Source organism: Pseudomonas sp. S49, from assembly GCF_009866785.1.
Classification (GTDB): Bacteria; Pseudomonadota; Gammaproteobacteria; order Pseudomonadales; family Pseudomonadaceae; genus Aquipseudomonas.
Window position 1 is genome coordinate 3,667,613 of sequence record NZ_CP019432.1, and the last position, 26,362, is coordinate 3,693,974.

Consider the following 26,362-nt stretch of genomic DNA (forward strand, 5'->3'; position numbering starts at 1 on the left):
CAGCCTTCAGCGGGTGCTATCGCTGACCTCCAGTTGCCCATCCCAACCGCCGCCCAGCGCGGCAATCAATTGCACGCTGGCAATCAAGCGGCTTTGCAGAATGTTCAGCACGCTGCGCTCGTTACTCAACGCCGTGGCTTGCACCACCACCACATCGATGTAGGCAATCAGCCCGGCCTTGTACTGGTTTTCCGTCAGGCGCAGGGAGTCGCGGGCAGCATCGAGGGCTTCCTGGCGCACCGCCGCTTCATCCTCGTAAACTTTGAGCTGCACCAGATAGTTTTCCACCTCGCGGAAACCGTCGAGCACGGTCTGGCGGTACTTGGCCACGGTCTGGTCATACACCGCTTCGGTACGATCGACTTCCGCCGAACGAATGCCGCCGTCGAACAGCGGCAACGCCAGTTTCGGCCCGACCGACCAGAAGCGGTTCGGCAGGCTGATCAGGTTCTGCGAGGTACTGCTGCTGTAACCGCCGCTCAGGCTCAGGCTCAGATCCGGGTAATACGCTGCTTTGGCCACACCGATGTTGGCGTTGGCGGCGATCACCGAACGCTCCGCCGAAGCAATGTCCGGGCGACGCTCCAGCAACTGTGATGGCAGGCTCAACGGCACCTGCGGCAACTTCGGAATGGTCTGCACTTCGGCAATGTTGAAATCCGCCGGCGCTTGCCCCGTGAGCACCGCAATCGCATTTTCGAACTGCGCGCGTTGCCAGATCAGGTCAACCAGATCGGCCTGGGTGCTTTTCAGTTGCGTCTGCGCCTGGGCCACCGCATCCCGCCCGGAAACGCCCGCGCGGTATTGGTTCTGGGTCATTTTCAGCGAGCGTTCGTAAGCGGCAACCGTGGCTTCGAGCAGCCGTTTCTGCTGATCGATCACCCGCAACTGCAGGTAGTTCTGCACCAGTTCCGACTGCTGACTCAGACGCATCGCCGCCAGATCGGCAAAACTGGCTTGGGCGCTGGCCTCGTCAGCCTCAAGCCCACGGCGCAACTTGCCCCACACATCGGCTTCCCAACTGACGCCCAGTTCAGCGTTGTAGGTATCACGGATGCCGCTGGAGGAACTGCTCAAACTTGAACTGCTGCTGCCGGTGCCCTGACTGGAGCGGGTTTTACCCAAGCTCAGATCGACACTCGGGTAAAACGCCCCGCGAGCGCTACGCACCAAAGCCTGCGCTTGCCGGTACTGGGCTTCCGACTGCGCGACGGTCTGGTTGGCATTGTTCAGGCGTTCGATCAAGCCGTTGAGCTGCTGATCGCCGTACAACTCCCACCACGCACCCCGGGCCAGCGAGTCGCTCGGGTTGGCCTGGGTCCAGCCCTCGGCTTCCTTGTACTGGGCAATTTCAGCGGTCTGCGGACGCTGGTAGTCCGGGCCGACAGCGCAGGCACTGAGCATCGCCACGCACAGCGACAGGCTCAGCAGACGCGAGCCGCGCACAGTGGCCAGATTGAAAAGCGAACGGTCAGTCATAGCGGAGTTTCCAGAGCGGCGTCAGTACGCACGCCACGCCATTTGTTGAAACGATGGCGCAGCTTGTCGAGATAGAGGTAAACCACAGGCGTGGTGTAAAGCGTCAGTACCTGGCTGAAAATCAGCCCGCCGATGATGGTCAGGCCCAGCGGCTGGCGCATTTCCGCGCCTTCGGCCCGGCTGAGCAGCAACGGCAAGGCACCGAGAATTGCTGCCAGCGTGGTCATCAGAATCGGCCGCAGGCGTTGCAGGCAGGCGCTGCGGATCGACTCCAGCGGCGACAGGCCTTGATGACGCTCCAGTTGCAACGCGAGGTCGATCATCAAAATGGCGTTTTTCTTCACCACGCCAATCAGCAGGAACAACCCGAGCAACGAGATCAGGCTGAACTCGCCGCCCAGCGCATAGATCGACAGCAACGCGCCGACACCGGCCGACGGCAGGGTCGACAGAATCGTCAGCGGGTGAATGTAGCTTTCATACAGCACGCCCAACACCAGATACACCGCCAGCAACGCGCCGAGAATCATGAACGGCTGGCTCTTCTGCGTCGCGGCAAAAGCGTCGGCGGTGCCGGCCATTTTCGCGATGACGTCTTCCGGCAGGCCGAGCTTGGCAATCGCCCGCTCGATGGCAGCACTGCCCTGCTCCACCGTCACGCCTTCGGCCATGTCGAAGGAAATGTCTTCGGAGGCAAACTGGCCTTCGTGGCTGACGCGGTCGTCCTCCAGGCTGTTTTCGTAATGAGCGAAGGTCGACAGCGGCACCCGCGCACCGTCAGCGGTGATCACCTGCACCTGCTTGAGCGTCACCGGGTCCTGGGCGTATTTCGGATTGACCTCCATCACCACCTGATACTGGTTGAGGCTGTCGTAGATCGTCGAAATCTGCCGCTGGCTGTAGGCGTTGTTCAACACCGAGGTAACCATGTCCATGTCGACACCGAGGCGTTTGGCCTGATCGCGGTCGACAATCAGCGTCACTTGCTGGGCGCCCGCTCCCTCTCGGGCGTCAATGGCCGTCAACTCCGGCAAGGCCCTTAACGCGGTAACCACTTTCGGGTACCACTTGCGCAACTCGCTCAAATCACCGCTTTGCAAAATGTAGCTGTACTGCGAGGTGGTCTGTTCGCGGCCGCCGCCAAACTGCAGATCCTGATCCGCCATCAGCATCAATTGTGCACCAGGGACCTTGGGCATTTCCTTGCGCAGGCGTTCGATGACCTTTTGCGCATTGAGCTGGCGCTCCTTGATTGGCTTCAGACGCACCAGCATGAAGGCGTTGTTGGTGCCGTTGCTGCCACCGATGAACCCGGCGACGCTTTCCACTGCTTCGTCCTTGAGCACAGCACGGCGGAAGATTTCCATTTTCGGCTGCATCACGCTGAACGAAAGACCGTCGTCACCGCGCACGAAACCGATCAACTGGCCGGTGTCCTGCTGCGGCATGAAGGTTTTCGGCACCACCACGTACAGCGCGACGTTCACGCCAACGGTGATCAGCAGACTGAGCAAGGTCAGACGACGATGGCGCAACACCCAGTCGAGGCTGCTGGCGTATTTGCCAACCATCCAGTCGTTGGTGCGGCGGCTCCAGCGTTGCAGACGGTTCTCCTGCCCCGGCGTGTGCGGCTTGAGCCAACGGGCGCAGAGCATCGGCGTCAGCGTCAGGGAAACCACCAGCGAGACGACAATGGCTGCCGCCAGGGTGATGGAAAACTCACGAAACAGGCTCTCGACGATGCCGCCCATGAACAGAATCGACAGGAACACCGCGACCAGCGAAACGTTCATTGACAGCAAGGTGAAACCGACTTCCTTGGCCCCGAGGTACGCGGCCTGCATCGGTTTGACGCCTTCGTCGATGTGCCGGGAAATGTTCTCCAGCACCACGATGGCGTCGTCCACCACCAGACCGGTGGCCAGAATCAGCGCCATCAGCGACAGGTTGTTCAGCGAAAATCCGTAGAGGTACATCACCGCAAAGGTGCCGACCAGCGACACCGGCACGGCCAGTGTCGGAATCAGCGAGGCGCGGAAGTTCCCAAGGAACAGGAACACCACCAGAATCACCAGTGCCACGGCAATCAGCAGCGTCATCTCTGCTTCGTGCAGGGTGGCCTTGATCACCGGTGAGCGGTCCATGGCCAGATTCAGCTTCACGCTGGCCGGCAACACGGCTTGCAGGGCCGGCAACTGCGCTTTGATCTCGTTGACCGTCTCGATGATGTTGGCGCCAGCCTGGCGGTTGATCACCAACAGCACCGCCGCGTCATCGTTGAAGAAACCGCTGTTGTAGCGGTCCTCGACACCGTCGCTGACCTTGGCCACGTCCTTGAGGCGCAACGCCGCGCCGTCGGCATAGTGGATGATCAGTGATTCGTAATCCTTGGCCTTTTCCAGCTGGTCATTGGCCTGGATCTGCCACAGACGCTGACCGTCCTCGACCGAACCCTTGGGCCGGCGCACGTTGGCATCGGCGATAGTCTTGCGCACATCGTCGAGCGCCACGCCGTACTGGTTCAGCGCTTGCGGTTCGAGTTCGATACGCACCGCCGGCAGCGAACTGCCGCCGATCTGCACTTCGCCGACGCCCTGCACCTGGGACAGGCTCTGGGACAGAATGGTCGAGGCCAAATCGTAGAGCTGGCCTTTTTCCAGCACATCGGAGGTCAGCGACAGCACCATGATCGGTGCTTGCGACGGGTTGACCTTCTTGTAGGTCGGCATGCTGCGCATACCGCTCGGCAGCAGGTTGCGCGACGCGTTGATCGCGGCCTGCACTTCCCGCGCGGCGCCGTTGATGTCGCGGTCGAGGTCAAACTGCAGAATGACCCGGGTCGAACCCTGACTGGAACGGCTGCTCATGGTGTTGACGCCGGCAATCGCGCCGAACGAGCGCTCCAGCGGCGTGGCCACGGTGGACGCCATGACCTCCGGGCTGGCACCGGGCAGGCTCGCCTGCACGACGATCACCGGGAAATCCATTTGCGGCAGCGGCGCCACCGGCAGCAGGCCGAAGCTGACACCGCCGAGCAGCATGATCGCCAGGCTCAGCAGCATCGTCGCTACCGGGCGCTTGATGAAAGGACCGGAGAGGTTCATCGAACGCGATCTCCGCCTTCACCGCAGATCCCTGTGGGAGCGAGCCTGCTCGCGAATGCAATCTTGTATTCAACAATGATGTTGCCTGATAGGCCGCTTTCGCGAGCAGGCTCGCTCCCACAAGGGATGTGTGATGCTCGCGAAGTCATACCGACACCTCTTCAGCATCCGCATTGGTCTTGCCAAAGCGTCGCCCGAGGCGGTCGAAGTACAGGTAGATCACCGGCGTGGTGAACAGCGTCAGCACCTGGCTCACCAGCAGACCGCCGACCATCACCAGACCCAGCGGCTGGCGCAATTCAGCACCTGAGCCCGTGGCAAGCATCAACGGCACCGCGCCAAACAGCGCCGCCAGCGTGGTCATGAGGATTGGCCGGAAGCGCAGCAGCGCGGCCTGATAGATCGCCTGCTCCGGCGCCATGCCTTGGGTGCGTTCAGCATCGAGGGCGAAGTCGATCATCATGATCGCGTTCTTTTTCACGATACCGATCAACAGGATGATGCCGATGATCGCGATCATGCCCAGGTCATTGCCACTGAGCAGCAACGCCAGCAAGGCACCGACCGCCGCCGACGGCAAGGTCGAGAGAATGGTGATCGGGTGAATGTAGCTCTCGTACAGCACGCCCAGCACGATGTACATGGTCACCACCGCCGCCAGAATCAGCAGCAAGGTGCTCGACAACGAGGCCTGGAAGGCTTCGGCCGCACCCTGGAACTGGGTCTGCACGCCAACCGGCATGCCGATGTCTTTCTGCACCTGCTCGATAACGTCGACCGCATGCCCCAGCGCTACACCGGGCGCCAGGTTGAATGACATCATCACCGCCGGGAACTGGCCGATATGGGTGATCGCCAGTTGCGCCTGACGTTCTTCCACATGGGCCAGGCTCGACAGGCGTACCTGCGCGCCATCGGTGGTCTTGACGTGAATCTGGTCCAGCGCCTGCGGGCCGATCTTCTCCCCGGCCTGAGCTTGCAGTACCACGCGGTACTGGCTGGCCTGGGTGTAAATCGTCGAAATCTGGCGCTGGCCAAAAGCGTCGTACAGCGCATCAGTGATGTTCGCCACCGAGACGCCAAGGCGTGACGCCGCATCGCGGTCGATCACCAGATACACCTGCAAACCCTTGTCCTGCAAATCACTGGCAACGTCGGTCAGTTCCGGACGCTGGGCCAACGCTTCGACCAGACGGCCGCTCCACTGGCTGAGCAGTTCGGAGTCCGGCGAGGACATGCTGAACTGATATTGCGTGCGGCTGACGCGGTCCTCGATGGTCAGGTCCTGCACCGGCTGCATGAACAGACGGATACCGACCAGTTTGTCCAGTTGCGGTTGCAGGCGCGCAATCACTTCAGTGGCGCTCAGATCGCGATCGCCGTGGGGCTTGAGGTTGATCAGCAAGCGCCCGCTGTTTAGCGTGGCGTTATCGCCGTCGACGCCGATGTAGGACGACAGGCTCTGCACCGCCGGATCTTCGAGAATGATTTTCGCCAGTTCCTGTTGACGCTCGCCCATCGCCGCGAAGGAAATCGACTGCGGCGCTTCGGAAATGCCCTGAATCACCCCGGTGTCCTGTACCGGGAAGAAGCCCTTTGGCACGACCATATAGAGGAACACGGTCAACGCCAGTGTGCCGATAGCCACCAGCAGGGTCAGCGGCTGATGCTTGAGCACCCAGCGCAGCATCCGACCATACTCGGCGATCATCCAGTCGATGACAGCACCGCTGGCACGGTAGAAACGGCCCTGCTCATGTGCTTCCGGCTCACGCTTGAGCAAACGCGCGCACATCATCGGCGTCAGGGTCAGCGAAACCACCAGGGAAATCAGGATTGCCACGGCCAGGGTGATGGCGAACTCGCGGAACAAGCGCCCGACTACGTCCGCCATGAACAACAGCGGAATCAGTACCGCGATCAGCGACAGGGTCAAGGAGATCAGGGTGAAGCCGATCTGCTTGGCGCCCTTGAGCGCGGCTTGCATCGGGCTGTCGCCCTCTTCGATGAAGCGCGCGATGTTCTCGAGCATGACGATGGCGTCGTCGACCACGAAACCGGTGGCAATGGTCAGGGCCATCAGGGTCAGGTTATTCACCGAGAACCCGGCCAGGTACATTACGCCAAAGGTGCCGATCAGCGACAGCGGCACGGCCACCGACGGAATGATCGTGGCACTGGCGCGACGCAGGAACAGGAATGTCACCATCACCACCAGGGCGATGGCGATGAGCAGTTCGTGTTGCACGTCGGTGACCGAGGCGCGGATGGTCTGCGTACGGTCGGTCAGCACAGTGACATCAAGGCCGGCCGGCAGGTTGTCGGTGATGCTCGGCAGCAGTGCCTTGATGCGGTCGACCACTTCGATCACGTTGGCACCCGGCTGACGCTGGATGTTCAGCAATACCGCCTGATTCTGGTTGGCCCATGCAGCGAGGCGTTCGTTCTCGGCGCCGTCGACGATTTCCGCCACGTCCTTGAGCCGTAACGGCGCGCCGTTCTTGTAGGCGAGAATCAGATTGGCGTAGTCCTCGGGCGAGGTCAGTTGATCGTTGGCGTCGAGCATCGACACTCGGGTCGGGCCGTCGAAGTTGCCTTTCGGCTGATTGACGTTGGAAGCGCCGATCAAGGTACGCACGTCCGACAGGTTCAGGCTATTGGCGGCCAACGCTTCCGGGTTGACCTTGATACGCACGGCCTGACGCTGACCGCCGGCAATGCTGACCATGCCGACGCCGCTGATCTGGGCGATTTTCTGCGCCATGCGCGTATCGACCAGGTCATTGAGTTTGGGCAGCAGCATGGTTTTCGAGGTGATCGCCAGGGTCAGCACCGGGGTGTCCGCCGGGTTGACCTTGTTGTACACCGGCGGCGCTGGCAAATCGGTCGGCAGCAGATTGGTCGCGGCGTTGATCGCGGCTTGCACCTGCTGTTCGGCGACGTCCATGTTGATGTCGAGGCTGAAACGCAGGGTCAGCACCGACGCACCGCCGGAACTGGTCGAGGCCATTTGCGTCAGGCCCGGCATCTGCCCGAACTGGCGCTCGAGTGGCGCGGTCACGGCACTGGTCATCACGTCCGGGCTGGCGCCGGGATACAAGGTCATGACGCGGATGGTCGGGTAATCGACCTGTGGCAACGCCGATACCGGCAGCAAGCGATAAGCGATCAGGCCGGCCAGAACAATGGCCAGCATGCTCAGGGTGGTAGCTACCGGTCGGAGGATGAACAGCCGCGAAATGTTCATGCGCCCTTCTTGGCCTTGTCAGTGACCGCAGCGTCTGGCGTCTGGGCGGCGGACTTGCCTTGCAGGTGTTCGGTCGGGGTGGTTGGCACTTTATTGCTGTCGTTGACCACTTCCACTTCACTGCCTTCTTTCAGGCGGTCAGTGCCTTCCAGTACCACGCGGTCGCCAGCGGCCAGACCTTCAGTGACCACGGTGTTTTCGCCATCACTGGCGCCAATCTTCAGTTGGCGAATAGTGACTTTCTTGTCGCCATCCAGCGCATAGACGAAGGTGCCGTTGGTGCCGAACTGAATCGCTGCCGACGGTGCCAGTACCACGCCTTTCAGCGTGTCAGCGAGCAAGTGCACGTTGACGAACTGGTTGGGGAACAGCGCCTGATCGCGGTTTTCGTAGCGGGCCTTGAACTTCAGGGTGCCGGTGGCGACGTCGATCTGGTTGTCGAGACTTTGCAGTACGCCGGTGGCTTGCAGTTTGGTGTCGCCGCGATCCCACGCTTCGGCCGGCAGCTTGGCGCCGCTGCGATAACGCGCAAGCACGGTTTCAAGGCTGTTTTCCGGCAAGGTGAAAGCCACACTGATCGGTTGCGTCTGGGTGATCACTGCAAGGAAGGTGGTGTCGTTAGCGGTAACGAGGTTGCCGACGTCAACCTGACGCAAACCGACACGGCCGGCAATCGGCGCGCGGATCTTGGTGAATTCGAGATTGAGCTTGGCGTCGTTGACCGCGGCCTGATTGGTCTTGACCGTGCCCAGATACTGGCCGACCAGTGCTTCGGCGGTGTCCAGCGTCTGTTTGGCGATGCTGTCCTCTTTGTACAGACCGCGATAACGCTCGACGTCGACCTGGGCGTTTTTCAGTTGCGCCTGATTCTGCAGCAACGTGCCTTCAGCCTGCAGCAAGGCGTTCTGGTATGGACGTGGATCGATCTCCGCCAACAGGTCGCCGGCCTTGACCATCTGCCCTTCTTCGAAATTGATTTTCACCAGTTCGCCGCCCACCCGGCTGCGCACATTGATGGTGTTCAGCGCCGTCACCGTACCCAGCGCTTTGTAGTACAGCGGAAAGTCGCCGGTGACCGCCGGCGCCACGCGCACCGGAATCGGCCCGGCGCCGCCACCGAAGCCCGGCCGCATCATTCCCGAACGCCCGGTGTGCCCGGCTGCAGCCTTGTCAGCGCCCTCCTTGTGGGCTGAACCGGCGGGCCAGAATTTCCAGCACAGAACGGCGATCACCAACAAGACAAGCAGGCTGATCAGCCAGCGACGGGAATTACGGGGGGACGATTGCATGGAGTGATTAACCATTGGGCGCGTGGGCTTCTATTACGGGAGGCTGAACGATAAGCACTGATGGGGAATTAGCAAAGCAGCTTTACCGGCAATTTACTTACACCTTACGTTTCAAGGTGTGAGGCAAAACACTGATACACAAATGAAAACGGCCTGGACAGGGCCAGGCCGTTAACAATTGTAAAGCGTTGTGGCAGAGCTTACTTGAGGACGGCCAGAGCAGCGTCGTAATTAGGCTCTTCCGCAATTTCCTTGACCAGTTCGCTGTGCAGCACGTTGTCGTTTTCGTCCAGAACCACCACGGCACGGGCGGTCAGGCCTTTCAACGGGCCGTCAGCAATGGCCACACCGTAGTTCTCGATGAACTCGGCGCCGCGCAGGGTCGACAGGTTCTGTACGTTTTCCAGGCCTTCAGCGCCGCAGAAACGCGCTTGGGCGAACGGCAGGTCAGCGGAGATGCACAGCACCACGGTGTTTGCCACTTCGTTGGCCTGAGCGTTGAACTTGCGTACCGAAGTCGCGCAGGTCGGGGTGTCGACGCTTGGGAAGATGTTCAGCACTTTGCGCTTGCCGGCGAAGTCTTTCAGGGTCACGTCGGACAGATTGCCGGCAACCAGAGAAAAGGCTGGCGCCTTGGAACCGGCTTGTGGCAACTGGCCGTTGACTTGAACCGGATTGCCTTTAAGGGTGACTTGAGCCATGACTTGAGTCCTTCTGATGTTTTGATTGGAAAGCATGCAAGAGGCCGAAGTTAACCACGAAATGTTTCAAGCACCTATGCCCTTTGATGAAATTGTTGGGTGCCTGCGCGAAAAATTGTATACAAAACTACCGCTATTCCCACTGTGGGAGCGAGCCTGCTCGCGAAGGCGCTGGATCAGTCAGCATAAATGTCGAATGTGACGACCTCTTCGCGAGCAGGCTCGCTCCCACATTGGATTCTGTGGTGTTACTGGTCTTTTATTTAGGATCCCTGTCGATTCACCGCTGGCTCGTTCGACTAAACAACGAATCCCCACAATCCTCGGAGTCACCGCCATGCGATTCATGATCCTTGTCAAAGCCAGCGCCGATTCGGAAGCCGGCATCATGCCCAGCGAAGAACTGATCACCGCGATGGGCAACTTCAACGAAGAGCTGGTCAAAGCCGGCATTCTCATCGACGCCGACGGCCTGCACCCGAGCAGCAAAGGTGCGCGTGTGCATTTCTCCGGTGACAAACGCACGGTCATCGACGGGCCGTTCATCGAGACCAAAGAGTTGGTGGCGGGTTACTGGATCTGGGAAGTGAAATCGAAAGAAGAAGCCATCGAATGGGTCAAGCGCTGCCCTAACCCGATGCCGGGCGAGTCCGATATTGAAATCCGCCAGATATTCTCCGCCGAAGACTTCGGCGCCGAATTCACCCCCGAAGCACGTGCGCAAGAAGAACGCGTTCGCGAACAAGCCAAGAAAAACAGCTGAACCGGACATCCCATGTAGGAGCTGCCGAAGGCTGCGATCTTTTGATTCTGTTCTTAAAACACAAGATCAAAAGATCGCAGCGTCGTTTCACTCGACAGCTAAAGAGTCGATCAGTCGGGCATAGAGCGGATGATGTCAGCCAGATCATCTTTGGTTATTTCATTGGCCTTGATCGCAGCGGCGACATCTGTTCTGGAAAGCGGAAAACGTTTGAAAGTTTCTTTCAAGGTTTCCTCATCAACATTGTCCAGCCAGAGCGGATCGATAGATGAACCGCCATATTCAGGCTTCATGGGAATTTCTTCGTGTGCAATTGCGCCTTTATGGTTGAGATACACCACATAACGGTCATGCCCTTCAGGAAAGCTTTTATCGTGATAAAGCGTAGTGCCCAAAGGCAGAACATAGTAGTTCTGGTCGCCATTTGGCCCTTCAATCAGCAACGGCTCTTTGGTTTTGATCATTTTCCTGTCGTGCCCTTTCCCGATATCACCAAAAATCAGAAAAGCCAAAAAAACTGCATTGACGGATAAAACTGCCGCCAGCCATAGGCTCAGTCGTCTATTTGTAAATGTTTTTCCTATCAAACCTTTGCTCCTGCAATTGTCAAGGCTATCCCTAACCGTCATTCAAGGGACGCTCTGCGTTCCAGCTTGCGAATTTGACGCAGAGCGTCAAGGGCTGCATTCCCACGCAGAGCGTGGGAACGATCATTCAAGAGAGATCAATTCTTGAGTTCGACGTGATCCAGGGCATGATTCACCGCGAGTTCACCAGCATTACGATTTGTCTTGATCGTTCCCACGCTCTGCGTGGGAATGCCTCAAGGGACGCTCCGCGTTCCAGCTTGCGGATTAGACGCAAAGCGTCAGGCACTGCATTCCCGTGCAGAGCGTGGGAACGATCATTCAAGAGAGATCAGTTCTTGAGTTCGACGTGATCCAGGGCTTGATTCACCGCGAGTTCCCCCAGCATGACGACCTGTGCGATCCCCAGTGCAGTCTTGCGGTGCGAGGTTTCCAGCGAGGCGGCGAAGTTGATCAGCATTTCGCTGGCCGAGCCGAGGGTTTCGCTGGCGTTGGCGAGCAGGGATTCGGTGTTGTACCTGGGATTGGCGAGGTACATGGGTTCCGGCTCGTTGGCGCTGGACATGATGTGGGCGGAGGGGTTGAGGTAGAAATCGAGGGCGCGGTCGGCGGCTTCGTGGAGTTTTTTGCTGTCGACTGAGGCGTAGGGGGATGTGGTGTCGGCGTCTGATTCTGGGGGATTGGGTGTTGGTTTTTTCATGGTGTAACTCCACTGGAAAGTTGGAGCTGCCCCATTCGGTTTCCGGACGAAGAGGTGGCAGCTGTACGCAGGTTGGAAACCCGGGCAGCGGCGACCCGGTCGACCCGAAGGTCTCCCGCGCACAGCCGCCATAACGGAGTGCACACATTCGAAGTGCGCAAGGATACGTTATGAAAGGCGTGTACGCGCCACTAATACCCGTCGGGGTTTCCAGTCCCGGTCGCTGATTTGGCAGCGACGAACACAGGCTAGAGACCCGACGTCCGACGGACAACCTGAAAACCTTGTGGGAACGTTCCGCAAATTCCAAACAACGCTTAAACATCCCGAATTGAAATACGCACAGGTAGGAGCTGCCGAAGGCTCGGACCGCGATCGGACGATCTTTTGATTTTGCATTTAAAAAACAAGATTAAAAGATCGCAGCCTCGTGTCACTCGACTGCTCCTGTCGCCAGTGCGCCGTCCCCTTGCAGAGTCAGTTGGCGGGTGATGCGCAGTGATGGTGGCAACCCCTATTTCCGCTGGTTCGTCGGCAAATAAACGACGGCTGAGGACTTTTCGACGCGAAACAGGTAGGGTGCGCAAAATCAAAGTGCCATCACTGGACCGCGTCGCAGGTTTTCAATGGAGTTGTACACGCAATGAGTTGCTGGACCGTCCTTGGCCTTACGGCCGACGCCGATACGCGCAGTATCAAACGCCAATACGCTGCCCTGCTCAAACAGACCCGTCCGGACGAAGACGCCGAGGGCTTCCAGCGCCTGCGTGACGCCTATGAGCAAGCCCTGAATTACAAGGAATGGGCGCAGGCCAACGAAGACACAGAGAGCGAAAACGACAGCTGGGATTTGACCGGCCTGACCGTGGTCGAAGTCGATGCCTTGCAACAGGCAACTCGCTCGCTGCAAGGCACCAGCCTTGCGCAGTTGCAACAACGCCATGCCCTCGCCGTTGAGCAGGGTTGCGCGCATATCCTCGAAGAGACCCTGCTGCAGCATTGCATCGAAAACCCGCAAACATCGGCGCCGATGGTCGATTGGGCGGTGCAGACCTATCACTGGTTCAGTGCCTGGCAGCGCCTGGAACTGGATGAGGAATCCATCGAACATTTGCTCGATCAGCAGCGCGAACGCATTACTCGACCGCTGCGTGATGCCCTCGATCGTGAGGAGAGTGCGGCCTTTTTGCAGGCCTACGCACAGTGCGGCCAATGTCTGTGGCTCGACGCTGAAGTACACCGGCTGTGGTTCAACCTGTTCCTGAGTCGATTGCTACTGGACAGCGAACACTGGTCCTGCGCTGTTTTCGAGCAGGTTTGTGCGGGCCAGGGCTGGCATTCCGGCCCGGCCAACCGTTGCCCGCAAGATGAATGGAAGCGTCTGGTCGCGCGCCATGAGGCACCGATTTTTATCGCGCAACAGCGTCAACTCGCGCAAGAGCCGCCCGCCACTGCCGAACATCGCGCCGCGCGCCTGTTGCTCGGGAGCGGCCCGTTCAGCCAGCGTCGCGCGCTGGCCCGGCGCCTGCGTGAGAAAGATTGGGAGCATTGCCGACATTTGAGTTCGGCGCTGTATGCCAATCATCCGAAGGTCTGTGCAGAGTTGCCCGGTGGCACCGCGTTTTTCTGGCGTGACTGGGAGCTGAGCCGTGGCGAATGGCCGACCTACCTTGGCGTGGTGCTGGCCTGTCTGATCGGCGCGTTTACTCATTTCATCCCGCTGGGGCTGCGCGTCACCGGGCTGTTCAATATCGTCATGACCTCAACGATCGTGTTTGGGGTGATCGCTGCGGGCATCAACTGGCTGACTCACGAATTGGCGCACACCCATTGGCTGCTGGATGACCGCCTCAGCGCACGGTTGTGGCCGGGGGACGCCAAGGACGCTGCACCGTTCGGCATACTGCGTGATCTGATTCCCTGCGCATTGATGGTGGCTGGGCTCAGCTGGTTTTTCGGCCCCATCGCTGGCGGCGTCTATGCCGCCACACTGGCCTGCGTGGGTTTGATCCGTCGCCGTCAGGTCAAGCCACACACGTCCTGGGAAAAGACCAACCTGCCGGCGAAAGTCGGCCTGACGCTACTCGGCGTTGTCGCCCTGGTGCTGGTGCTGGGCGTGTTCAAAGTGGCCGCCAGTCAAGGCACGGTCAATCGCAATCAGGGGCTACAACCCTGGGCGGAGCGTTTGTGTAGCCGGTTGCCGGCGAGTTCTTTCGATTGCGGCGCTCCGGCCACCCGTGAACAGTGGTATCCCGCGGAGGCACGGCCATGACGTCGAGATTCATGTTTGTCAGCGGCGTAGTGGTCGTTCTGGTGGTGATGGGGCTGTCGAGCGCGACCCGGCCGTTCCTGAAACTCGATCTGTGGCTTGATCAGCGCGAATCCCCTGTGACCGCGCAGGCCAACGCGTTGAGTCCGATCATTGCATGCGTCAACCGTGTCGATGTGCACTGGCGCAACGCCTACGACAAATTCGAACGTCCGCGGCCAACAAGTGATGCATTCGGGCATTATCTTGCTGAGGCACGGGATTTCGACAACACGGATGCGTACACCGTGCAGGACATCCAAAAGGATCTCTGCCTCAGTCATATCAACGAAAAACTCGAACTCTTGGCCTATCAGCCAGTGCTTTCACAAAAAGTCCGTGACTACGCGCAAGCACTGCAGGGAGCAGCGGTGATCTTTACGCCGGAGCGACTCGACAGAAGTGCGAATTTTTATGCCACGCCGCTCGCCCGGTTGTCCCAGGGCTCGGGGCAAATCCAGGCCGCCAGCAATGCCTACATCAATGCATCGACAGCCTTGCGAGAGGAACTGCTGCCACTGGACGTGGCTCAGCGCCCCGAGCAGCTCAAGCTGCTGGAAGCGCGGGTAGGCAAGGAGATTCATTGGTCTCTGCTGGCGTACATGATTCAGGCCCGGGAGACACTGGACCTGCTCGAAGACGGGATGAAACACCGCACGCTGACCCCGCAAGCCGTGGCCGACACCACCGCCGATCTGCAACAGGCGTGGGATCGCCACGAACCGCTCATGGGCCTTCGTTTGGGTGGTTTGCGAAACAAGGACGATGACGCGCGTGACTTGTGGGATTACATCCGCGCGCCCTCGCAAACGTATCTCGACGCGTTGAGAACCCTGCACGAGGACTGGCAAAACCACGCCGAACCGCAACGCTTGAGCGACGACTACTACGCCGTCACTCGCGGTTACGACGTCCTGCTCAGTCACTACAACCGCCGGGCGCGCGCCGACTTCTGAGGGTGTGCACAGGCCGGAGAATCCTCGCGGACCTCCGGCCTCGTGCGTTTACTTGGCAGCCTTGAGCTTCAGATACGACTGACGCAGGTCTGAGGCCCAGCCATCGATCACAGGTTTGACATCATTGGCCGTCATCGCCTGCGAATCATTTTCCAGTGGCTTGCCGGTGCCTTTGCGTACCACTTGCGCGACGACCTTGTTATTCGCGCCATCGAGGAACACCGCTTCGGTGGCCAACGTAGTTTCCTGATCGCGAATACCGCTGGCCGTGCTGACCGCTGCTGCCACCAGGGCAATCGGAATCACCTCATACGCGTGCAGGCCTTCGGTCTTGCTGCTCACGGCGGTGATCGCCGCACGCACCACAATCACGCCAGGGCCTGGGCCGGTGGCCAACGGCAGGTCTTTGCCGATCTCACGCTTGAGCGCCTGATCGTAGTAGGAAGTGATGCCATTGAGGGTCTGCTGGGAGATCTTCGCGGTCGGCTGCGGTTTCGGGTAGAGCTGGGTCGGCTCGATATAAACGCTGGTGAATTTCTTGACGTCGACCTTCGGATCGATCCAGCGCATGACCTCGGCACCGGAGGGCGATTTGGCCTCTTTGAGCTGGCTGTAGTCCTTGAGGAAGCCGGAGTACTCTTTCGGGTCGACGGTTTTGCTGGAACAACCTACCACTGCGAGGGTGGCAAAACACAGTGTGCCCATCATCACTGCTAGCTTCATGCTGTAACTCCTGTCAGAAGGCCGAAAACTTTGCCCGGGGGAACTACAGGTATAGCTAAAACCTCAGTAATTGCGATTGCAAAGCACAATATTCACGCAACGCTGCGCGGCGCATCACAACGGTCATTTGACAGACACCGGTCATCCGGCAAAGCTGCACCGGGCTTGAACGCACGCCCGACGGCAAATGCACCTGGACTACGGAAGTCGCAATGCCCAAGCATAAAAATAAAACAGCACAACCTGACCCTGATTCGCCTCGATCTACACTCTCAAAATATCTGTTCCCGATCACCATTGGCGTGCTGCTGGCCGCCGTGGCAGGGATCGGCTGGTTTCTGTTCAGCCCTGCGCCCGCCCCCGTAAAACCTGCGCCAATAAGCGTGTCAGCAGCCGTAAAGCCGCAGCCTGTTGTGGTGAACAAACCGGCGACGATGGTCGATGAACAACAATGCCAGGGCTGCCACAGCGAACAGGTCAAGGACTGGCAAGGTTCACATCACCAGTTGGCGATGCAGCCGGCGAGCGCTGAAACGATGCTCGGCGATTTCAATAACGTCACATTCAAAGCCGAAAGCGAGACCACACGATTCTCGCGCAAGGGCGATGAATTCTGGGTCAATACCCCTGGCATCAATGGCAAGAACGCCGACTTCAAAGTCGCCTACACCTTCGGCATCGCGCCGTTGCAGCAATACCTGATCGAGGTCGGCGAAGGTCGTTTGCAGGCGCTCGGCGTGGCGTGGGATACCGAGAAACATCGCTGGTTTCATCTCTATCCCGGCCAAGGCGTCAACTTCAAGAATCCGCTGCACTGGAGCAAGCCAAGCCAGAACGCCAACTTCATGTGCGTCGAGTGCCACACCACCGGTTTCAAGCGCAATTTCGATGCGGCCAGCAACACCTTCAACAGTCAGTGGAACAGCCTCGGCGTCGGTTGCCAGGCCTGCCATGGTCCAGCATCGAACCATCTGGAATGGACGCAGAAAAAAACCGATCTGATCCATCAGGGTTTTGACGTCGACCTCAAGGACAAGAACGCCACCGTCGAGATCGAAACCTGCGCCCGCTGCCACGCGCGCCGTGCGCCGTTGGGCGATGGCTACACCGTCGGCAAGCGCCTGATGGACGACTACCTGCCGAGCATCCTCACCCGCGAACTGTATGCGCTGGACGGCAAGATCAAGGATGAGGTCTTCGAACACGGCTCGTTCCTGCAAAGCAAAATGTTCGACAAGGGCGTGCGTTGCAGCAACTGCCACAACCCGCACAGCAGCGAACTGAAAGCCCCGGGCAACGCGGTGTGCCTGCAATGCCACAACACCGCCGGCAAGACTTCGGTCGAGGGCGTTGATGGCAAGGGCTTGCAGGCGAAGAACTACGACTCCATCGAACACACCCGCCACACCATGGGTCAGCCTGGCTCGCAGTGCGTGGATTGCCACATGCCGGGCAAGTTCTACATGGGCAACGACTTCCGCCATGACCACAGTTTCAGCATCCCCAACCCGGAGCGAGCGCAGAAACTCGGCACCCCGGATGCTTGCCTGACCTGTCATCAGGGCAAGGCTGGCGACAAGGTCACCGCGCAGTTCAAGTTGTGGAGCGCCTCAAGCGCAACCCAGGCTCCGCGCTATGACGAAAGCCTGTGGCTGATCCGCAATGGCCAGCCGGGGGCTGCTGATGCGCTGTACGAGCAGTTGCAGCGCAGCAATTTGCCAGCGATTCAACGGGCGACGTTGCTCGCGGAGTTGCCGCTGTATCCGAGCGAACAGGCCTTGAAGCTGGCCACGCTGGATCTGAAGAACCCGGCGCCTCAGGTGCGCGAAAGTGCGGTGCGGGCGATCAGTGCATTCCTGCCGCCGCCAGAGCGCGCACCGTTGTTGGCGCCGTTGCTGGGCGATCCGGTGAAAGCCGTGCGAATCGTTGCCGCGCGGGATTTGTTGAGCGTTGCGCGCAATAACGGGCTCGGTGCGGCGCAAGCCAACTGGGATGCAGCGATTGCCGAGTACGAAACGGTACAGAAGAGTCTGCTGGAGCGTGCCGAGGCCAACCTGAATCTGGCGATGCTGTATCAGGCCAGTGGCCGAGGTTCGGAAGTCGAAGGTCTGCTGCGCTCGGCACTCAAGCGCGACCCGGATTTCTACCCGGCGCTGGTGACGCTGGTGCAGTGGCCGGAGGCCAATGGCCGTGGCCAAGAGGCGCAGACACTGCTGGATGACAGCCTCAAGCAGCATCCGGACGCGGCGTTGTTGCAGCACACTCGAGGCTTGTCGCTAATCCGCGCTGGCAAGGCTGGCGACGCCATGTCACCACTTAAGAAAGCCGCGCAACTGGAGCCGCAGAACGCTCAATACGGTTATGTGCTGGCGGTGGCGCTGCATGAAAGTGGCAAGGTCGATGAGGCGTGTGCGGTGCTCGAAGGTTTGCTCAAGGCTCAACCGGCGAACCGCAATGCGCGGTTGTCGCTGATTCAGTGGTATCTCGACAGCGGGCAGGAGCCGAAGGCGCAGGTGCTGTTGCAGGGGTGGAAGAAGATGAATATGGGGGATCCGGCGCTTAAGTGATTGGCTGGAGATTGGCTTCCCTCACCCTAGCCCTCTCCCAGAGGGAGAGGGGACCGATTGGGGGATATTCAAGAGATACGCCGACGTGAACGATTGGCGTTGAATCCATAATCGACTCGGTCTTTCACGTCGGTGTCACTCGCCAGACAACTCGGTCAGTCCCCTCTCCCACTGGGAGGGAACTGATTGGGGAATACTCAAGAAATACACCGACGTGAACGATTGGCTTTGAATCCATAATCGACTCGGTTTTTCACGTCGGTGTCACTCGCCAGACAACTCGGTCAGTCCCCTCTCCCTCCGGGAGAGGGTTAGGGTGAGGGGCTTTTCAAGGTTCAACCGATTTACCAGGACGAAGTCTCACCACTACGCAACGCCATCTCGCGCCGGCTGTTGATGTGCATCGCCTTGATCAGCGACACCGTGCCCACCAGCAAGATCGCCGCCCCCAACAGGAAATCGATGTTGTACAACTGGAAGTCCTGCACCGGCCCGATCAGCAGCACCCGCACGATCGCAGCGCCCAACAGCGTGGCGAGGAAGTCGATCCCCGGCTCATTACGGTAAAACACCAGCAGCAACGGCAGGCACAGCACCAACAGCAGCAACAACACGACAACCTTGAACGAACCTTTGCGCTCGACGCTAAACGCACATTCGTGCGGGCCGTAAGCCTTGTAGTCGTCATCGCGGATCATCGAGTTGTTCTCGTTGATGTAGTCGACGCGGTTGTACTTCTGGATCGGTGTGAAGGTGTTGGACATCTCCATCAACGTGGTGATGTTCTTGAAGCGCAGGTCTACGCGCTCGCTGCCCTTGAGGTAATAGAGCACCGGTTTATAGCCGTAGCGATAGGTGTCGAAAGGGAATTCGGTGACCTGACCCTGCACGCCGATCGGGCGTGGTTCGAGTTCGGCGTAGGCGCTTTTGTTGGTGGCCGACAGGTTACGGCTCAGCGGTTGAACCTTGACCTGCTCAAGGAAGATCGGCGTGACGCCGTAGGACCACTGCAAGGGTTCCAGACGCAGGCGCAGTTCATTGCGACCCAGGTCGTAACGGTTGAAGGTGCGCTCCGAAACCACCAGGGAACCGCTGAGCATGAACTCGCCGCGCAGGTTATTGGTCACGCGCAAGGTCAGTTGGTCCTTGCCCAGCAACGCCGCTTCCGTGGACGGTGGCGTGCCGCACCACGCGGTGCTTTCGCCGACACCGCCGAGCTGGCCGCTGCGGTTTTCCTTGAATACGTAAAAGTAACTGGCCCACAGCGTCACCATCAACAGCAACGCTGTGAGGCCGAGGATTTTTTTGCCCGGACTCACTGATCAGACTCCCTTCTTCGGTTCCATCGTCCAGCCGAAAACCCGCTGGCGACGGCGACTCTACCAAAAGGCCACCATCGACCCAAGGGAAAATGCCTGATTCGTCAGGTTTCTAGGGGTTTCCCCGGTGTACATCGAAGATCAAAAGATCGCAGCCTGCGGCAGCTCCTACACGCGATCCACTGTGGAGCTGCCGCAGGCTGCGATCTTTTTTAACCGTCAACGCCGACGGAAAAGCGGACGCGGCTCGATCACCGAACGCCCATACAACACGCTCATGCCGGCCAACCCCTTCAGCGCATCCTCGGCAGATTTGTCCTCGCGCACCGCAAAACTGTCGAACCCGCACTGGCGCATATGGCTGAGCTGATCACGCAACACGTCGCCAATCGCACGCAACTCCCCTGCCCAGCCGAAACGACTGCGCAGCAGATACGCCTGGCTGTAAGCGCGGCCGTCGCGAAAACTCGGGAAGTCCAGCGCGATCAGCGGCAACGATCGCAACCACGGCACCAGGCTTTCAACGTCATCGTCCGGGCCCAGCCACACGGCGTGGGTCGACGGCGATTCCAGCCAATGCCCCAGCGGCAGCATCAACAAACCATCAGGCCTTGGCGTCGATGGCTCACGCACCAACGTCCACGGATCGTCTGTCACTATCCGCGCCACGCCCTGCTCCAGCCGCAACAGATTATTCATGCCGTGGCCTCCAGCGTCTTCGGATAGACCCGCTCCTTGAATGGCTCCATCCCGATTCGCGCCACGGTGTCGACAAACAACTCTTCGTGCTCGCGATAGCGCACAAACGTGCCGATGATCCGCTCGATCACCTGCGGCACTTCGGCAGCGCTGAACGACGGGCCGATGACTTTGCCCAGCGCGCTGTGCTTGCCTTGGGCGCCGCCGAGGGTGATCTGATACCACTCGCTGCCGTTCTTATCGACGCCGAGGATGCCGATATTGCCGATGTGGTGGTGACCGCAGGCGTTCATGCAGCCGGAGATGTTCAAGCTGATATCGCCCAAATCATGTAGGTAATCGAGATTATCGAAACGTGCCTGAATCGCCTGGGCGATCGGGATCGATTTGGCGTTGGCCAGTGCACAGAAATCGCCGCCGGGGCAGGCAATGATGTCGGTGAGCAGGCCGACGTTGGCGCTGCCCAGATCGTGTTTGCACGCCAGTTGCCACAACGCAAAGAGGTCGGTTTTCGCCACGTCGGGCAGGACGATGTTCTGCTCATGGGCGATACGAATCTCGCCAAAACCGAAACGCTGCGACCAGTCGGCCACCGCCAGCATCTGCACACCGGTGACATCTCCCGGCGGCGACGCCATGCCCGGTTTGGTCGACAACACCACACTGGTGTAACCCGGCACTTTGTGCGGCTGCACGTTGCGCGCGACCCAACGGGCAAACGCCGGGCTTTCCGCCAGGCGTGTGCCGAAGTCCAGATCGGTGTCGGCCAGGGTGTGATAAACCGGCGGCACGAAGGCGCTGGCGACCCGTTGATATTCGGCCTCGGTCAACTGCGCCGGGCCGTCCTTGAGGTGCCGCCATTCCTCTTCGACTTCCTTGGCAAACGCCTCGATGCCCAGCGCCTTGACCAGAATCTTGATCCGCGCCTTGTACTTGTTATCGCGCCGACCGTGACGGTTGTACACGCGCAGCACGGCTTCGACGTAGGACAACAAATGCTGCCACGGCAAGCCCTCACGGATCTGCAAACCGAGGATCGGCGTGCGCCCCAGACCACCGCCGACGATCACTCGCAGCAGCATCTGCCCGTCGCGACCGGGGTAAAGATACAGGCCGATGTCGTGCATCATGATCGCCGCGCGATCCTGCTTCGCCGAGCAAATGGCAATCTTGAATTTGCGCGGCAGAAACAGGAATTCCGGGTTGATCGTCGACCACTGCCGCAGAATCTCGGCCAGTGGACGCGGGTCGATCAACTCGTCCGCCGCGACCCCCGCGAACGCCTCGGTGGTGATGTTGCGCACACAGTTGCCGGAGGTCTGGATCGCATGCATGTTGACCTGCGCCAGACGTTCGAGGATGTCCGGCACCTCGGCGAGTTCGATCCAGTTGAACTGCATGTTCTGCCGCGTAGTGAAGTGGCCGTAACCGCGATCGTAATCACTGGCGATGCTCGCCAGCGTGCGCATCTGTTCGGCACTCAAGGTGCCGTAGGGAATCGCCACGCGCAGCATGTAGGCGTGCTTTTGCATGTACAAGCCGTTTTGCAGGCGCAGCGGCAAAAACTCCTCTTCGCTCAGTTCCCCGGCCATGAAGCGCTCGACCTGATCTCGAAACTGCGCAACGCGCTCGAACACCAGCGCCCGGTCGTAATCATCGTATTGATACATGCCGCCACCTCATCAGTTATTCCTGTGGGAGCGAGCCTGCTCGCGAATGCGGTGTGTCAGGCAACTGCATTGTTGGCTGACACACCGCATTCGCGAGCAGGCTCGCTCCCACAGTTTTCTTCAGAGCACTATGACGAAGCAGCGCAGCACGTTACAGATTCACCTGAGGCGATAAAAACCATATCAGGGCGCGGCAGAACGCCGCAGTCAGCCCTTCAATCTGATCCGCATAAATGAAAGATTCCTGAGCCTGTTTTGTTTCTGACGGGGTTTCTACAGTGCAGCTCATGCCAGACCGGGTGGCCTGGCAAGACTTTGCAACCGTGGATGAACTGACCATGAGTACAGCAACAATCGGACAGGCTTATAACTACAAGGTCGTCCGCCAATTCGTCATCGCCACAATTTTCTGGGGTGTGGTGGGCATGGCAATGGGCGTGTTTATCGCCTCGCAACTGGTCTGGCCAGAGATGAACCTGGATCTGCCGTGGACCACCTTCGGCCGCTTGCGCCCGCTGCACACCAGCCTGGTGATTTTCGGTTTCGCCGGCAGCGCGCAATTTGCCGCCAGTTATTACGCGGTGCAGCGGACCTGCCAGGTGCGGCTGTATTCGGACAAACTCGCCGCGTTCACCTTCTGGGGCTGGCAATCGGTGATTGTGATCATGCTGATCACCCTACCGCTGGGCTACACCACCACCAAGGAATACGCCGAGATCGAATTCTCCGGCGCGGTGTGGATGGCCGTGGTCTGGGTCGCCTACGCCGTGGTGTTTTTCACCACCGTGGTGCAACGCAAGACCAAACACATCTACGTCGGCAACTGGTTTTTCGGCGCGTTCATTCTGGTGATCGCCATGCTCCATGTGGTCAACCACCTGTCGATTCCGGTGGACTGGTTCAAGTCCTATCCAGTGTATTCCGGCGCCACCGACGCCATGTTGCAGTGGTGGTACGGGCACAACGCGGTGGGCTTCTTCCTGACCACCGGGTTTCTCGGGATGATGTATTACTTCGTGCCGAAACAGGTCAATCGCCCGGTGTATTCGTATCGCTTGTCGATCGTGCATTTCTGGGCGCTGATCACCCTGTACATCTGGGCCGGCCCGCACCATTTGCACTACACCGCGCTGCCGGACTGGGCGCAGTCGCTGGGCATGGCCATGTCGCTGATCCTGCTCGCGCCGAGCTGGGGCGGGATGATCAACGGCATGATGACCTTGTCCGGCGCCTGGCATAAGTTGCGCACCGACCCGATTCTGCGCTTTCTCGTGCTGTCGCTGGCGTTCTACGGCATGTCGACGTTCGAAGGGCCGATGATGGCGATCAAAACCGTCAACGCCCTCTCCCACTACACCGACTGGACCATCGGCCACGTGCACGCCGGCGCCTTGGGCTGGGTGGCAATGATCACCTTCGGCGCGACCTATCACATGGTGCCGAAAGTCTTTGGTCGCGAGCAGATGTACAGCACGCCGCTGATCAATCTGCACTTCTGGCTGGCGACCATCGGCACGGTTTTGTACATCGCCTCAATGTGGGTCAACGGCATCACCCAAGGCCTGATGTGGCGGGCGATCAACGAGGACGGCACGCTGACCTATTCGTTTGTCGAGGCGCTGCAGGCCAGTCATCCGGGATTCATCGTGCGCTTTGCCGGCGGGGTGTTCTTCCTCACGGGGATGTTGCTGATGGCTTACAACGTGTGGCGTACGGTGCGGGTCGCCGACGTCGCACTGGCCCAACGTGAAGCGCAGATCGCCTGAGGCAGGGAGCCGCTCGTGATGGAGATTTTCTTTGATGTGTTGGGCGTGGTGTTCCTGTGGCTGGCGGTGGAGTACTGCTTGCGACGGGAGACGGCGGACAGTCTGGATGAAGCGAGCATGGTGCCGTTTGCCGATGACCCGGAGGTGGCGCGGCGGGTGGAGCTGGCCACCGGTAAAACCGTGAAAGCGGTGGCGCCGGAGGTGGCGAAGCCGGGGTGGGTCAATCTCGATATGTGAGGGTGTCAGGTGGGCTGCCCTCACCCTAGCCCTCTCCCGGAGGGAGAGGGAACTGACCGAGTCGTTTGTTCGGGTTACACCGACCTGAAATATCAAGTTGAACTCAGGTTCTGAACAGCACTCGGTCTGCCCCCTTTCCCCCTCGCCCCAGAGGGAGCGGGAACTGACCGAGCTGATTATTCGGGTTACACCGACCTGAAATATCCAAGGTGAATGCAATCTCAAAACCAATGAAGATCGGCTCCCTTTCCCCTCGCCCCCTTGGGGGAGAGGGCTGGGGTGAGGGGGTAAGCTCTTGATCTTAACCGCGTTCGCGAGGAATCAGACTCTGCAACTGCTGCGCCAGAAAGTTCGCATCAAACACAAACGTATCCGGATCCTTCAAACCATTGGTCTTGCGCCACTGCCACTCACCATTCGCCAATCCCACCAGCGAAATGCTGCCATAACGCGCCGCCGTCAGCCCCATCACCGCAAGCGAGATCTGTCCCGCGCTGCCCATCACATCCGGCACAAACTCCACCGGTTTACCGGCAATCACAATGCTCAGCTTCTCTGTCTTGAAGGTCGAGGTCTCCACCGGCGTGCTCGGCCCGAATGCAACATACGCCTCACGACTCACCTCCAGCAGATTCGGCGCCTGCACCGGTTCCAGCCATTGCTGAATATCACCGAACAACGCGGTAATCCGTGTAGCCCAAGCCGCCGATTGCGTCTCGAACAGTTGCTTCTTGTGCGCTTCGCTCTCGGCGTAATGACGAAGCATCTCGCCCAGTTGTTGTACATCGTCCATAGCGGTGTTCCTCGGAAAGGACCTGCAAAGGTCGATAGTGGCAGATACCAGCCCCGGCGTACGTTTAACCTGCACCCGCCCCGACAAAGCACCATGACACTTGCGTGAAAGATCAGCGGTACAGTCACTTGCTGCTGGTATCGAAGTGTGAAGAAAAGGAAACTCCCGTCAGACCTGAACACTCGACACTGTCATTTGCCTGAGGACATTCAATGCGCACCATCGGCCTGATCGGCGGCATGAGCTGGGAATCCAGCGCCGAATACTATCGACTCATCAATCAGCAAGTCCGTGATCGTCTCGGCCCGTTGCGCTCGGCGCAATTGCTGATGCACAGCGTCGATTTCGGCCCCGTCGAACAGGCCCAGCACGCCGGGCGCTGGGACGATGCGGCGGCGATTCTGGTCGATGCTGCGCGCAGGCTGGAAGCGGGCGGCGCGGAATGCGTGGTGCTGTGTACCAACACCATGCACAAGGTCGCCGAGCAGATTCAGGCGGCGATCAACATTCCGTTTTTGCACATTGCCGAACCGGCCGCGCAGGCAGCTCTGGACATCGATGCTCGCACCGTCGGTTTGCTCGGCACCGCATTCACCATGGAACAGGATTTCCTCAAGCAACGCCTGGTCGCCAAGGGTTTGACCGTATTGGTGCCGGACGAAACAGAGCGCAAGGATGTACACCGGATCATCTACGACGAACTCTGCGTCGGCGTGATCAGCGATCAGTCTCGGCAAATCTATCAACGAGTGATCGAATCCCTCACCGCACGCGGCGCGCAGGCGATCATCCTCGGTTGCACGGAAATCGGCCTGTTGATCAAACCCGAACACAGCGCCCTGCCCCTGCTCGACACCACCGAACTGCATGCGCAGTCGGCGGTGGCGTTTGCCTTGGGCGACTGATTCAGGTCTTCGGACGACTGCGCAAACGGGCCATGCTCAGGGTGTCCACCCACTGCCCGTCGCGTACCGCGTAATCGCGAAACAGGCCTTCGTCCTCGAAACCGAATTTGCGGTAGAGGCCGATGGCTGCCTCATTGTCGGCGTAAACCGAGAGTTCGACGCGGTGCAGATTCATCCAGTTGTCGGCGACGTCCAGCGCCGCCGCCAACAGCATCGAACCCACGCCTTTGCCTTGCCACGCCACGGCGACTGCCATACCGACGCTGCCGGCGTGGCTGCGACGAATCCGCGAATAGTTTTCCAGCCCCAGATGGCCGATGACCTGACCCTGATGCAGCGCGACCAGCTTCAACACCCGTTCATTTTCCGCCAGCAGTCGTTGGCGCCAGACGTCGACGGACTGAAACGGCATCTGCAACACCTGCCGGGTGACGGCCCGCTCGTTGTAGAGCGCAGTGACAGCCTCGATGTGCGACTCGCTGAAGCGTTCGATGTGAATGGCGGCGTTGTGATCGGGCATGGCGGATCCTTCCTGGATCGATGTGTGGC

The 26,362-nt window shown here is 59.6% G+C and carries 20 protein-coding genes; 7 read left to right on the forward strand and 13 right to left on the reverse strand.

Translation table 11 applies throughout. The features are described 5' to 3' along the window. Positions 1-6: 6 nt before the first annotated feature. The 5 genes from PspS49_RS16125 to tpx all read right to left on the reverse strand — a co-directional run bounded on the left by PspS49_RS16125 (position 7) and on the right by tpx (position 9,820). Complete coding sequence (locus tag PspS49_RS16125) at positions 7-1,479, reverse strand: efflux transporter outer membrane subunit (protein ID WP_160040336.1); 1,473 nt, start codon at positions 1,477-1,479, stop codon at positions 7-9. Beyond that, the gene (locus tag PspS49_RS16130) at positions 1,476-4,583 is read right to left on the reverse strand and encodes an efflux RND transporter permease subunit (RefSeq protein ID WP_150752265.1); all 3,108 of its coding nucleotides are present in this window, start codon (positions 4,581-4,583) and stop codon (positions 1,476-1,478) included. The genes PspS49_RS16125 and PspS49_RS16130 overlap by 4 nt, the downstream gene beginning before the upstream one ends. Before the next feature lie 145 nt (positions 4,584-4,728). Beyond that, on the reverse strand, positions 4,729-7,830 hold the full coding sequence (locus PspS49_RS16135; RefSeq protein WP_160040339.1) for an MdtB/MuxB family multidrug efflux RND transporter permease subunit: 3,102 nt from the start codon (positions 7,828-7,830) through the stop codon (positions 4,729-4,731). Then, positions 7,827-9,134, reverse strand: coding sequence for an MdtA/MuxA family multidrug efflux RND transporter periplasmic adaptor subunit (locus PspS49_RS16140; protein ID WP_160040342.1), 1,308 nt, complete (start codon positions 9,132-9,134; stop codon positions 7,827-7,829). Before PspS49_RS16140 ends, PspS49_RS16135 begins: the two co-directional genes overlap by 4 nt. Before the next feature lie 185 nt (positions 9,135-9,319). Next, positions 9,320-9,820 carry a thiol peroxidase gene (tpx, locus tag PspS49_RS16145; protein WP_008086450.1) on the reverse strand — a complete coding sequence of 167 codons (501 nt, stop codon included), beginning with the start codon at positions 9,818-9,820 and terminating at the stop codon, positions 9,320-9,322. A 337-nt stretch (positions 9,821-10,157) separates the two neighbouring features. Between tpx and PspS49_RS16150 the strand changes: the two genes are divergently transcribed. Next, positions 10,158-10,583 (forward strand): YciI family protein, encoded by a 426-nt coding sequence (locus PspS49_RS16150; protein ID WP_122597854.1) that lies wholly within the window; start codon positions 10,158-10,160, stop codon positions 10,581-10,583. Positions 10,584-10,693: 110 nt separating this feature from the next. Here the strand turns inward: PspS49_RS16150 and PspS49_RS16155 are convergent, their stop codons facing one another. Together PspS49_RS16155 and PspS49_RS16160 are read right to left on the reverse strand one after the other, a co-directional pair. Further along, a complete protein-coding gene (locus PspS49_RS16155) occupies positions 10,694-11,170 on the reverse strand; it encodes a hypothetical protein (RefSeq protein ID WP_150776100.1) in 477 nt (158 codons plus the stop codon). Between the two features lie 331 nt (positions 11,171-11,501). Beyond that, complete coding sequence (locus tag PspS49_RS16160) at positions 11,502-11,870, reverse strand: DUF6124 family protein (RefSeq protein WP_127928014.1); 369 nt, start codon at positions 11,868-11,870, stop codon at positions 11,502-11,504. A gap of 643 nt (positions 11,871-12,513) precedes the next feature. On the opposite strand from PspS49_RS16160, the gene PspS49_RS16165 reads away from it, so the two are divergent. Together PspS49_RS16165 and PspS49_RS16170 are read left to right on the forward strand one after the other, a co-directional pair. Continuing rightward, a complete protein-coding gene (locus PspS49_RS16165) occupies positions 12,514-14,142 on the forward strand; it encodes a J domain-containing protein (RefSeq protein WP_160040345.1) in 1,629 nt (542 codons plus the stop codon). Further along, a complete protein-coding gene (locus PspS49_RS16170; protein ID WP_150752260.1) occupies positions 14,139-15,134 on the forward strand; it encodes a DUF3829 domain-containing protein in 996 nt (331 codons plus the stop codon). The genes PspS49_RS16165 and PspS49_RS16170 overlap by 4 nt, the downstream gene beginning before the upstream one ends. A gap of 48 nt (positions 15,135-15,182) precedes the next feature. On the opposite strand, the gene PspS49_RS16175 is transcribed toward PspS49_RS16170, so the two are convergent. Beyond that, complete coding sequence (locus PspS49_RS16175) at positions 15,183-15,857, reverse strand: DUF3313 domain-containing protein (protein ID WP_160040348.1); 675 nt, start codon at positions 15,855-15,857, stop codon at positions 15,183-15,185. A 212-nt stretch (positions 15,858-16,069) separates the two neighbouring features. Between PspS49_RS16175 and PspS49_RS16180 the strand changes: the two genes are divergently transcribed. Further along, positions 16,070-18,424 (forward strand): tetratricopeptide repeat protein, encoded by a 2,355-nt coding sequence (locus tag PspS49_RS16180; RefSeq protein ID WP_160040351.1) that lies wholly within the window; start codon positions 16,070-16,072, stop codon positions 18,422-18,424. A gap of 344 nt (positions 18,425-18,768) precedes the next feature. Here PspS49_RS16180 and PspS49_RS16185 read toward each other — a convergent pair whose 3' ends face one another. The 3 genes from PspS49_RS16185 to PspS49_RS16195 all read right to left on the reverse strand — a co-directional run bounded on the left by PspS49_RS16185 (position 18,769) and on the right by PspS49_RS16195 (position 22,112). Beyond that, entirely contained in the window at positions 18,769-19,743 is a 975-nt protein-coding gene (locus PspS49_RS16185; RefSeq protein WP_127928048.1) for a hypothetical protein, read from the reverse strand. A gap of 219 nt (positions 19,744-19,962) precedes the next feature. Beyond that, on the reverse strand, positions 19,963-20,442 hold the full coding sequence (locus PspS49_RS16190; RefSeq protein WP_127928050.1) for a DUF934 domain-containing protein: 480 nt from the start codon (positions 20,440-20,442) through the stop codon (positions 19,963-19,965). Continuing rightward, positions 20,439-22,112 (reverse strand): nitrite/sulfite reductase, encoded by a 1,674-nt coding sequence (locus PspS49_RS16195; protein WP_160040354.1) that lies wholly within the window; start codon positions 22,110-22,112, stop codon positions 20,439-20,441. Before PspS49_RS16195 ends, PspS49_RS16190 begins: the two co-directional genes overlap by 4 nt. Before the next feature lie 338 nt (positions 22,113-22,450). Here PspS49_RS16195 and ccoN point away from each other — a divergent pair, with 338 nt between their 5' ends. After that, entirely contained in the window at positions 22,451-23,878 is a 1,428-nt protein-coding gene (gene ccoN / locus PspS49_RS16200; RefSeq protein ID WP_160040356.1) for a cytochrome-c oxidase, cbb3-type subunit I, read from the forward strand. An 18-nt stretch (positions 23,879-23,896) separates the two neighbouring features. Then, positions 23,897-24,115: a hypothetical protein gene (locus tag PspS49_RS16205; RefSeq protein WP_016983187.1), complete on the forward strand. Its 219-nt coding sequence runs from the start codon at positions 23,897-23,899 to the stop codon at positions 24,113-24,115. 301 nt (positions 24,116-24,416) lie between these two features. Here PspS49_RS16205 and PspS49_RS16210 read toward each other — a convergent pair whose 3' ends face one another. Continuing rightward, complete coding sequence (locus PspS49_RS16210; protein ID WP_150752254.1) at positions 24,417-24,908, reverse strand: hypothetical protein; 492 nt, start codon at positions 24,906-24,908, stop codon at positions 24,417-24,419. A 212-nt stretch (positions 24,909-25,120) separates the two neighbouring features. Between PspS49_RS16210 and PspS49_RS16215 the strand changes: the two genes are divergently transcribed. Beyond that, on the forward strand, positions 25,121-25,813 hold the full coding sequence (locus tag PspS49_RS16215; RefSeq protein WP_160040359.1) for an aspartate/glutamate racemase family protein: 693 nt from the start codon (positions 25,121-25,123) through the stop codon (positions 25,811-25,813). Position 25,814: 1 nt separating this feature from the next. Here the strand turns inward: PspS49_RS16215 and PspS49_RS16220 are convergent, their stop codons facing one another. Further along, on the reverse strand, positions 25,815-26,333 hold the full coding sequence (locus PspS49_RS16220; protein ID WP_160040362.1) for a GNAT family N-acetyltransferase: 519 nt from the start codon (positions 26,331-26,333) through the stop codon (positions 25,815-25,817). Between the last annotated feature and the right edge of the window lie 29 nt (positions 26,334-26,362).

Coding starts and splice junctions, on each gene's coding strand:
- PspS49_RS16125 (WP_160040336.1), bottom strand. CDS start 1,479: ATGACTGACCGTTCGCTTTTCAATCTGGCCACTGTGCGCGGCTCGCGT.
- PspS49_RS16150 (WP_122597854.1), top strand. CDS start 10,158: ATGCGATTCATGATCCTTGTCAAAGCCAGCGCCGATTCGGAAGCCGGC.
- PspS49_RS16175 (WP_160040348.1), bottom strand. CDS start 15,857: ATGAAGCTAGCAGTGATGATGGGCACACTGTGTTTTGCCACCCTCGCA.
- PspS49_RS16190 (WP_127928050.1), bottom strand. CDS start 20,442: ATGAATAATCTGTTGCGGCTGGAGCAGGGCGTGGCGCGGATAGTGACA.
- PspS49_RS16165 (WP_160040345.1), top strand. CDS start 12,514: ATGAGTTGCTGGACCGTCCTTGGCCTTACGGCCGACGCCGATACGCGC.
- PspS49_RS16180 (WP_160040351.1), top strand. CDS start 16,070: ATGCCCAAGCATAAAAATAAAACAGCACAACCTGACCCTGATTCGCCT.
- PspS49_RS16195 (WP_160040354.1), bottom strand. CDS start 22,112: ATGTATCAATACGATGATTACGACCGGGCGCTGGTGTTCGAGCGCGTT.
- PspS49_RS16160 (WP_127928014.1), bottom strand. CDS start 11,870: ATGAAAAAACCAACACCCAATCCCCCAGAATCAGACGCCGACACCACA.
- PspS49_RS16210 (WP_150752254.1), bottom strand. CDS start 24,908: ATGGACGATGTACAACAACTGGGCGAGATGCTTCGTCATTACGCCGAG.
- PspS49_RS16220 (WP_160040362.1), bottom strand. CDS start 26,333: ATGCCCGATCACAACGCCGCCATTCACATCGAACGCTTCAGCGAGTCG.
- PspS49_RS16205 (WP_016983187.1), top strand. CDS start 23,897: ATGGAGATTTTCTTTGATGTGTTGGGCGTGGTGTTCCTGTGGCTGGCG.
- tpx (WP_008086450.1), bottom strand. CDS start 9,820: ATGGCTCAAGTCACCCTTAAAGGCAATCCGGTTCAAGTCAACGGCCAG.
- PspS49_RS16130 (WP_150752265.1), bottom strand. CDS start 4,583: ATGAACCTCTCCGGTCCTTTCATCAAGCGCCCGGTAGCGACGATGCTG.
- ccoN (WP_160040356.1), top strand. CDS start 22,451: ATGAGTACAGCAACAATCGGACAGGCTTATAACTACAAGGTCGTCCGC.
- PspS49_RS16215 (WP_160040359.1), top strand. CDS start 25,121: ATGCGCACCATCGGCCTGATCGGCGGCATGAGCTGGGAATCCAGCGCC.
- PspS49_RS16170 (WP_150752260.1), top strand. CDS start 14,139: ATGACGTCGAGATTCATGTTTGTCAGCGGCGTAGTGGTCGTTCTGGTG.
- PspS49_RS16140 (WP_160040342.1), bottom strand. CDS start 9,134: ATGGTTAATCACTCCATGCAATCGTCCCCCCGTAATTCCCGTCGCTGG.
- PspS49_RS16135 (WP_160040339.1), bottom strand. CDS start 7,830: ATGAACATTTCGCGGCTGTTCATCCTCCGACCGGTAGCTACCACCCTG.